The organism is Rhodococcus sp. P14 (assembly GCF_000256505.1).
Classification (GTDB): Bacteria; Actinomycetota; Actinomycetes; order Mycobacteriales; family Mycobacteriaceae; genus Rhodococcus; species Rhodococcus ruber.
This window is the reverse complement of sequence record NZ_AJFC01000005.1, coordinates 1-7,608: the sequence shown is the minus strand read 5'-3', so window position 1 is coordinate 7,608 and position 7,608 is coordinate 1. Positions and strand designations below refer to the sequence as shown.

Here is a 7,608-nt window from a genome sequence, read left to right as displayed (position 1 = left end):
GTGCGCCTGCCGGTGTGGCTGGTGACGATCACGATCGTGTACGCGATCTCGGTGTCGAGCTTGAAGGGGCTCTATCCGACCGAGGAGGACCTGCACCTCATCGCCGTCAGCTCCGCCGTGTCGCCGGTGGTGCTGGCCACCAACGGCCTGGTCTCCGGGGACAGCCTCGGCGCGGTCGTCGCGGCGCAGACCCTGCTGTTCCTGGCCCTGGGGGCGGGTCTGATGAGCACGATGGCCGTGGTCCGGCACACCCGGCAGAACGAGGAGACCGGCCGCGCGGAGCTCGTCGGCGCCAATGTGGTCGGTCGGCGTGCCCTGCTCACGGCGGCCCTGATCGTGGCCACGGCGGCGAATGTCGCGCTCGCGCTGCTGCTCGCGATCGTCTCCCTGGGTTTCGGACTGCCGCTGTCCGGATCCGTCGCACTCGGGGCGGCGACGGCGGCGGCCGGGATCGCGTTCGCGGCCGTCGCGGCGGTGAGCGCGCAGGTCGTCGAGGGGGCCCGGGCCGCGAACGGACTGGCCGGTGCCGCGCTGGGGTTCGCGTTCCTGCTCCGCGCCGTCGGTGACAGCGCCGGCACCGTCGATCCCGACGGGGTCAGCGTCACGAGCATGTGGCTGTCGTGGCTCTCGCCGATCGGGTGGGCGCAGCAGATCCGGCCGTTCGACGAGGACGCCTGGTGGATCCTGGTGTTGTTCGCGATGTTCACCGTCGCGGCGACGTGGTCCGCGTACGAGCTGACCGGACGGCGCGACCACGGTGCCGGGCTGGTGCAACCGCGCCCGGGACCGGACCGCGCGGCGGCATGGCTGCCCACCGCGTGGGGCTTCGCGTGGCGGGTGCAGCGCACGACCTTGATGTGGTGGGCGTTCGGCATCGTCGTTCTCGCCGCGACGTACGGCAGCGTCGCGAACGAGATGGACAACTTCCTCGACGAGGGCGGCGCCGTCGCCGACATGATGAAGCAGCTCGGCGGCGGGGCGCAAGCCCTCACCGACGCGTACTTCGCGATGATCTTCCTGATGATGGCGTTGTTCACCAGCGGGTACGCGGTGCAGGCCGTGCTGCGGACGCACAGCGAGGAGACATCCGGGCGGGTCGAGCCGCTGCTGTCGACGGCCCTCGGCCGGGTGCCGTGGATGCTCGCCCACATCGGCATGGTGACGATCGGGGTGATCGTGCTGCAGGTCGTCACGGGCGTCACGCTGGCGGTCTCGTACGGTCTGACGGTCGGCGACGTCACCGGATCGCTCGGCAACCTGCTGCCGGCGTCGTTGGCGTTCGTCCCGGCCGTTCTCCTGGTGGGGGCGATGGCGGTGCTGTGCGTGGGCGTGGTGCCGCGGCGCGCCTCGAGCGTCGCATGGGGTGTCTTCGCCGTGTGGTTGCTCATCGGGCAGCTCGGCGTCCTGCTGGACCTGCCGCAGGCGGTGCTGGACCTGTCGCCGTTCGTCCACGTACCCCCGGTGCCGGCCGCGGAGATGCGGATGCTGCCGTTGCTGGTCCTGCTGGGTCTCGCGGTGCTCACGGCGACGGCGGGGGTCGGCGCGCTGCGCCGTCGCGATCTCGTCGTCCAGTGACCCGCCCCGTGTGCGCGGCCGAATGTCACATCGCGTCGATGTGACCGACGCGATGTGACATTCGGTCACAAGGCGTTCGGTCACCGCGCCGTTCGGTCACAAGGCCCTTCGGTCACCGCGCGTCGAGCACGAGCCAGCCGCCGTGGTGTTCGAAGGCCTCGAAGGCGCGGCCGGTCGATTCGCCGAGGGTGTGCAGGGCCGGCAGGTCGAACGTGCGTACGTGGCCGTGGCAGGCCGTGGCCTCGTCCTCGAACGGCACGGCGATCACCACGCGTTCCCGGGCGATCCGCAGCGCCTCGGCGACGACCGCCGCGCCGGTGGCCGCGTCGACGTGCTCGAGCAGGTGGATCGCGGTGACGGTATCGGCGCTGTCGTCGGGCACGGGCACGTGGGCCGCGTCGCACACGAGGGTGTCCACCGCGAGGCCGAGGCGGGGCGCGACCGCGTCGAGCAGGGTCATGGTGCCGGGCAGGATGTCGGTGGCGGTCACGGCGACCCCGGCGCGGGCCAGGCGCAGGGGGAGGAACCCGAAGCACGAGCCGAGATCGAGGACGCGGCCACGGACGAGTTCGGCGGCCTTGTCGTGGATCGGGGCGAACTCGGCCGTGCCGTCGAGCAGTTCGGTCAGCGAGTTGCGGTAGTAGGTGACCCACGAATCGAGGGCGCCCGGCACGGTGGAGCGCACCAGCCCGACCATCGTCAGCTCGAACTCCTCCCGGCCGAGGTCGCTGCCGGCGATCGAGGCGGTGACGTCGGCGACCAGGCGTTCGCTGAGATCCTCCGGTCCGAGGGAATGCGTGACGTGCAGTCGTCCCGCGTCGCGCCGCAGCGAGATCGGGCCCGCAGGTACCCGTTCCACCGTGACGTGGGCGTGCGACCACCGGCCGGTCGGGCAGGGGGCGAGAGAGTCGAGCACAGTCATTGCAGCGCAGCCTTTTTCGATGAGGTGGGGACGTCGGGGCCGGTGATGGACGGCGCGGCCGCGTCGAGGCCACTGTAGAGGGCGCGCATGCCGGCCGACAAGAGATCGGGCAGGGCGAGGGAGTCGTCGGCGAGCCACTGCTCGTACGCCGCCATCGCGACGCCGAGGACGAGATAGCCCACGGTGCGCGGGTAGTGGTCCTCCGTGGCGCCTCCGATGCGGTGCGCGACGTACTCCGCGATCACGCGGCGCCAGCCCTCGTACATCACCACCGAGTACGCCTGCAGCGCCGGGACCCGCAGGATCAGGCCCATGCGGTCGCGGTGCAACGTCGCCTCCGAGGCGGGAAAGGTGTTGAAGTCCAGCAGTGCCGAGGTCAGTGCCTCGGCGAGGGGCACCTCGGGCGGCAGGGCGTCGAGATGGGCGCGCATCTGCTCGAGATGGGCGTCGAAGTCGCCCCAGGGCACGGCGTTCTTGGACGGGAAGTACCGGAAGAAGGTGCGCCGGGCGATTCCCGCGGTCTCCGCGATCTGGTCGACGCTGGTCTCGTCGAACCCCTGGGTGCGGAACAGTTCGATGCCGATCGCACTGAGGCCCTCCCTCGAGGTGGAGGGGCGACGACCTATCCGAGCGGACGGTTTCCGGCGGCTACGCATGGTGTGAGCCTTCCATGGGTGACATTCTGCACTCGATGCCATTACAGTGGTGAACCGAGTCACAGCGCAACAGGCCTGTGACGACCGACTCCGACCGTGGAGTCCCCATCCGAGGAGGAATGTCATGTCCGATCGTGACAACAGCGTCGTCGAGTCCGACCTGATCGAGGAGTCCCTCGTGGAAGAGGTCTCCATCGACGGCATGTGCGGCGTGTACTGATCGTGCCCGCCGACGCCGCCGCCACCGTGATCGACTCGACCGAGGACGACTCGGCAGGGTTCGATCCGGACACGACGTGGAGGCTGCACCCGCAGGTAGCGCTTCGCCCCGAGCCGTTCGGGGCGTTGCTCTACCACTTCGGGACCCGCAAGCTCTCGTTCCTGAAGAACACCACGATCGTCCGGGTCGTCGAAACCCTCGATCAGCATCCGTCCGTACGGGCTGCGCTCGCTGCCCACGGAATCGACGAGCCCGCGCAGCGTCCGTACCTGCGTGCGCTGGCCACGCTGGCCGACTCCCACATGATCGTGCCGGCCTAGACCCTGCCCGCACACCTCCCGCCCGCCACCGACGAGGACGCAGCCCATGACCTCAGTGCTCGAATCCGCCGCAGTACGAGACGCTTCCGCCCCACCGAAGGTCGGCCGCCTGGTCGACCAGTTCGAGAAGGGCCTCGACGCCCCCATCTGCCTGACGTGGGAGCTGACCTACGCCTGCAACCTGTCGTGCGTGCACTGCCTGTCCTCGTCCGGTCGGCGGGACCCGCGTGAGCTGACCACCGAACAGTGCAAGGCCATCATCGACGAGCTGCAGCGCATGCAGGTGTTCTACGTCAACATCGGCGGCGGCGAGCCGACCGTGCGCTCGGACTTCTGGGAGCTCGTCGACTACGCCACGGAACACCAGGTGGGCGTGAAGTTCTCCACCAACGGCGTCAAGATCGACAAGAAGGTCGCCGCGCGGCTGGCGGCCTCGGACTACGTCGACGTGCAGATCTCGCTCGACGGCGCCACCGCCGAGGTCAACGACGCCGTGCGCGGCCCCGGTTCGTTCGCGATGGCCGTACGGGCACTCGAGAATCTCGCCGAGGCGGGCTTCCGCGACGCGAAGATCTCCGTCGTCGTCACCCGCCACAACGTCGACCAGCTCGACGAGTTCAAGGCCCTGGCCGACAGGTACGGCGCCACCCTGCGCATCACCCGGCTGCGCCCGTCGGGCCGCGCCGTGGACGTGTGGGACGACCTGCACCCCACCCACGAGCAGCAACGCCAGCTCTACAACTGGCTCGTCGCCCACGGCGAGGGCGTGCTCACCGGCGACTCGTTCTTCCACCTGTCCGCGTTCGGCGGGGCCGACGGTGCCGGCGCGCTGCCGGGGCTGAACCTGTGCGGCGCGGGCCGGGTGGTGTGCCTGATCGACCCGGTCGGCGACGTCTATGCCTGCCCGTTCGCGATCCACGACAAGTTCCTCGCCGGAAACATCCTGTCCGACGGCGGATTCCAGCAGGTATGGCAGCATTCGGAACTGTTCACCGAGCTGCGCTCCCCGCAGACCGGCGGTGCGTGCAGCAAGTGCACGTTCTACGATTCGTGCCGCGGCGGCTGCATGGCCGCCAAGTTCTTCACCGGTCTGCCGATGGACGGACCGGACCCCGAATGTGTCCAGGGCTACGGCGAATCCGCGCTCAGCGCCGACCGCACCGTGCCCAAGTCCAGTGTCGACCATTCCCGCACCGGCGAGCGCCGCACCCCGCGCGCCCCCGTCCCCCTGAAGCTGATGGTGCGCCCGCCGTCGCGGGCGTGCGACGAGAACCCGCTCGCCGGAATGCAGTAGCCGGCGCCTTCCCCGCAGTACGAGAGGCAGATCCCCCATGGGCAACGACTGGTTCGAAACCGTTGCGGTCGCGCAGCAACGCGCGAAGAAGAAGCTCCCCAAGTCCGTCTACGGGGCCCTCGTGGCCGGCTCCGAGAAGGGCATCACCGTCGAGGACAACACGGCCGCGTTCGCCGAGCTCGGCTTCGCCCCGCACGTCGCGGGCCTGTCCGACAAGCGCGAGATGGGCACCCACGTCATGGGTCAGGACGTCGGCATGCCCGTGCTGATCTCCCCGACCGGAGTGCAGGCGGTGCACCCCGACGGCGAGGTCGCCGTCGCCCGTGCCGCCGCGGCCCGCGGCGTCGCGATGGGTCTGAGCTCGTTCGCGAGCAAGTCCATCGAAGAGGTCTCCGCCGCCAACGACAAGACCTTCTTCCAGATGTACTGGGTGGGCAGCCGGGACGTGCTCGTCCAGCGGATGGAGCGCGCCCGGGCGGCCGGCGCCAAGGGCCTGATCATGACCCTGGACTGGTCGTTCTCCAACGGCCGGGACTGGGGCAGCCCCGCGATCCCGGAGAAGATGGACCTCAAGGCGATGTTCCGGTTCGCACCCGAGGGCATCCTGCGGCCGAGCTGGCTGCTCGACTGGGCCAAGACCGGCAAGGTGCCGGACCTGACCACGCCGAACCTGACGCCGCCCGGTGGCAGCGCGCCGACGTTCTTCGGCGCCTACGGTGAATGGATGGGCACCCCGTTGCCCACGTGGGAGGACGTCGCGTGGCTGCGCGAGCAGTGGGGCGACGCGCCGTTCATGCTCAAGGGCGTGATGCGGGTCGACGACGCCAAGCGCGCAGTCGACGCCGGCGTCACCGCGATCTCGGTGTCCAACCACGGCGGCAACAACCTCGACGGCACCCCGGCCCCGATCCGCGCGCTCCCGGCGATCGCCGACGCGGTCGGCAAGGACGTGGAGGTGCTGCTCGACGGCGGCATCCGGCGCGGTAGCGACGTCGTCAAGGCCCTCGCGCTCGGCGCCAAGGCCGTCCTGATCGGCCGCGCGTACCTGTGGGGCCTCGCCGCCAACGGGCAGGCGGGCGTGGAGAACGTCCTCGACATCCTCGCCGGGGGCATCGGCTCGGCGCTCATCGGACTCGGCAAGACGTCGATCCACGAGCTGACCCCCGACGACATCGTCGTCCCACCGAACTTCCGGCGCGACCTCGGAATCTGAGCGGTCCCCTCTGCCGATGGGCACTCTCACCGAACCGATCACCCTGGCCGGCCGCGACGCGCCGGCCAGGGTGCTCTTCGGACCGCACGAAACCAACCTCGGTGTGGGGAGGGCCTTTTCGCCTGAACACGTGGCGTACTACGAGCGCCGCGCCCGCGGCGGAGCCGGGTTGCTCGTCACCGAGGTCGCCTCCGTGCACCCGCACGACCAGCCGTACGAGCGGGCACCCCTGGCCGCGGAGGGCGGCCCCGGATGGGCGTCGATCGTCGCCGCGTGCCGGCCCCACGGCACCCTCGTGCTGGCCGGGCTCGGCCATGCCGGCCTGCAGGGGTCGAGTGCGTGGACGCAGGCTCCGCTGTGGGCACCGTCGCGGGTGGCCGACCCGGCCGGGCGCGAACTGCCGATGGAGGTCGGCGACGACGAGATCGGGGAGCTGGTCGAGGGGTTCGCCGCCGCCGCCGCCGTCGCGGTCGCGGCAGACGTCGACGGAATCGAGCTGGACGCGGGGCCGAACTCGCTGCTGCGCCAGTTCCTCTCGGGACTGACCAACCGGCGCACCGACCGCTACGGTGCCGACCGGTCGTTGCTGCTGCGACAGGTGATCGCGGCCGTGCGCGCCGAACTCGGTCCCGGCCGGATCCTGGCGCTGCGCCTGAGCTGCGACGAGGAGGCGCCCTGGGCCGGCATCACACCGGAGCAGGCCGCCGGTCACGCGTCCGTGCTCGCCCCGCACCTGGATCTGCTCACCGTCGTGCGCGGCGGACTCTACGCCCCCGGCGTGTACCGGCCCGACGCCCACACCCCGGCCGGGTTCAACACCGGGCTGTGCCGCGCCGTCCGCGATGCCGTGGCCGGCGCCGTGCCCGTCGTCCTGCAGGGCAGCATCGTCGAGCCCGTCGCCGCGCAGCGCGCCCTCGACGACGAAGTGTGCGACCTGGTGGAGATGACCCGCGCGCAGATCGCCGATCCGGACCTCGTCGCCGCCGTGCGCGACGGGCACACCCCCCGGCCGTGCGTGCGATGCAATCAGGCCTGCCTGGTGCGCGACTTCCGCAATCCCCGGGTCGGCTGCATCGGCAACGCGGAGGCCGGGCACGAGACCCGCACTCCGCAGCCCCCGACGGCCGTGACGCGCGACGTACTCGTCGTCGGTGGGGGGCCTGCCGGGCTCGAGGCCGCCCGCGTGCTGGCCGAACGCGGTCACCGGGTCCGTCTCGTCGAACGCGCCGGGCGCGTGGGCGGGATGCTGCGCACCGCGGCGGTGGGCACGGGACGCGACACGCTCTCCGCACTCGTCGACTGGCTCGAGGTCCGCTGCCGCGCGCTCGGCGTGCGGATCGACACCCGCAGCGCCGTCGCCGCCGCGGACCTCGACGCGGCCGCCGCCCAGGGGACGGTCGTCGTGCTC

Annotated in this window: 8 protein-coding genes; 6 read left to right on the top strand and 2 right to left on the bottom strand. The window is 71.1% G+C overall.

Annotated elements, in window-relative coordinates; translation table 11 throughout:
* The coding region (locus OEY_RS30740; protein WP_029539832.1) for an ABC transporter permease at nucleotides 1-1,575 on the top strand (1,575 nt) is incomplete at its 5' end.
* Between the two features lie 112 nt (nucleotides 1,576-1,687).
* Here the strand turns inward: OEY_RS30740 and mftM are convergent.
* Entirely contained in the window at nucleotides 1,688-2,497 is an 810-nt protein-coding gene (gene mftM / locus OEY_RS0100245; protein ID WP_010591955.1) for a mycofactocin oligosaccharide methyltransferase MftM, read from the bottom strand.
* Nucleotides 2,494-3,153: a mycofactocin system transcriptional regulator gene (mftR, locus tag OEY_RS0100240; protein WP_010591954.1), complete on the bottom strand. Its 660-nt coding sequence runs from the start codon at nucleotides 3,151-3,153 to the stop codon at nucleotides 2,494-2,496. The genes mftM and mftR overlap by 4 nt, the downstream gene beginning before the upstream one ends.
* Nucleotides 3,154-3,277: 124 nt before the next feature.
* Between mftR and mftA the strand changes: the two genes are divergently transcribed.
* From mftA to OEY_RS0100215, 5 genes are all read left to right on the top strand, one after another.
* Nucleotides 3,278-3,373 carry a mycofactocin precursor MftA gene (gene mftA / locus OEY_RS29580; RefSeq protein WP_010591953.1) on the top strand — a complete coding sequence of 32 codons (96 nt, stop codon included), beginning with the start codon at nucleotides 3,278-3,280 and terminating at the stop codon, nucleotides 3,371-3,373.
* Complete coding sequence (gene mftB, locus OEY_RS0100230) at nucleotides 3,358-3,693, top strand: mycofactocin biosynthesis chaperone MftB (protein ID WP_010591952.1); 336 nt, start codon at nucleotides 3,358-3,360, stop codon at nucleotides 3,691-3,693. The genes mftA and mftB overlap by 16 nt, the downstream gene beginning before the upstream one ends.
* 46 nt (nucleotides 3,694-3,739) lie before the next feature.
* Nucleotides 3,740-4,987, top strand: a complete 1,248-nt coding sequence (gene mftC, locus OEY_RS0100225; RefSeq protein WP_010591951.1) for a mycofactocin radical SAM maturase — start codon at nucleotides 3,740-3,742, stop codon at nucleotides 4,985-4,987.
* A gap of 37 nt (nucleotides 4,988-5,024) precedes the next feature.
* Complete coding sequence (mftD, locus tag OEY_RS0100220; RefSeq protein WP_010591950.1) at nucleotides 5,025-6,200, top strand: pre-mycofactocin synthase MftD; 1,176 nt, start codon at nucleotides 5,025-5,027, stop codon at nucleotides 6,198-6,200.
* A 16-nt stretch (nucleotides 6,201-6,216) separates the two neighbouring features.
* Nucleotides 6,217-7,608, top strand: a 1,392-nt coding sequence (locus tag OEY_RS0100215) for a mycofactocin system FadH/OYE family oxidoreductase 1 (RefSeq protein ID WP_010591949.1), incomplete at its 3' end; no start/stop codon positions are given.

Coding starts and splice junctions, on each gene's coding strand:
- mftM (WP_010591955.1), bottom strand. CDS start 2,497: ATGACTGTGCTCGACTCTCTCGCCCCCTGCCCGACCGGCCGGTGGTCG.
- mftR (WP_010591954.1), bottom strand. CDS start 3,153: ATGCGTAGCCGCCGGAAACCGTCCGCTCGGATAGGTCGTCGCCCCTCC.
- mftA (WP_010591953.1), top strand. CDS start 3,278: ATGTCCGATCGTGACAACAGCGTCGTCGAGTCCGACCTGATCGAGGAG.
- mftC (WP_010591951.1), top strand. CDS start 3,740: ATGACCTCAGTGCTCGAATCCGCCGCAGTACGAGACGCTTCCGCCCCA.
- mftD (WP_010591950.1), top strand. CDS start 5,025: ATGGGCAACGACTGGTTCGAAACCGTTGCGGTCGCGCAGCAACGCGCG.